The sequence below is a fragment of the Oleiphilus sp. HI0132 genome (assembly GCF_001635845.1).
Window position 1 is genome coordinate 1 of the sequence record NZ_LWGJ01001687.1, and the last position, 677, is coordinate 677.

At 47.0% G+C, this 677-nt stretch carries 1 protein-coding gene; it reads left to right on the top strand.

Features of this window, described 5'->3' with window-relative positions:
• The coding region (locus A3766_RS25880) for a serine protease (protein WP_156509149.1) at window positions 1-677 on the top strand (677 nt) is incomplete at both ends.

The window sequence follows — 677 nt, forward strand, 5'->3', positions numbered from 1 at the left end:
AAATAAATATACTGGTGAGCACTTTTGTGGTGCAACCTTGGTGGATGAATACTATGTATTAACGGCATCTCACTGCTACGCCGGGGAGGCTTTGGATAGCATTGTTGCGGTTATTGGTGCGTATGATTTGAGTAACTCGTCTGGGTATGATTTGCCAGAGCAGAGTAATGCTCGAGCCGTTAATCTCATAGAATATAATGAGGCTGAGAATGGCGATTATTTATTGTTTCAGCTTGCTGAGGCTGTGAGTGATGTGCCGACGCTTCCGTTGGCGACAGAGGCAGATATGCGCAAAATTGCTGAAGGTGATTCCTTGCGCGTTATCGGTTGGGGGGATATAGACCCAGACGATAGTGTCGCGACTTACCCGGATGTTCTCCAAGAAGCAGATGTAACGCTAATGAATCATGAGACTTGCCAGGATAATTATGCCGAGATTGGTGATGAGGTGACTGACGACATGATATGTGCGGGTGTTCTAGCTGGTGGTTTAGACTCTTGCCAAGGAGATAGTGGTGGACCTTTGCTTTGGCAGAATGAGAATCGTGACTGGGTTCAGGTTGGTGTTACGAGCTTTGGTGAAGGGTGCGGGCAGGCACAGTACCCGGGAGTTTATACTCGTGTAGCTTCTTATTTGGATGATTTTGAGGGAGTTAAAGAGTGGTCTGATGTTGTGT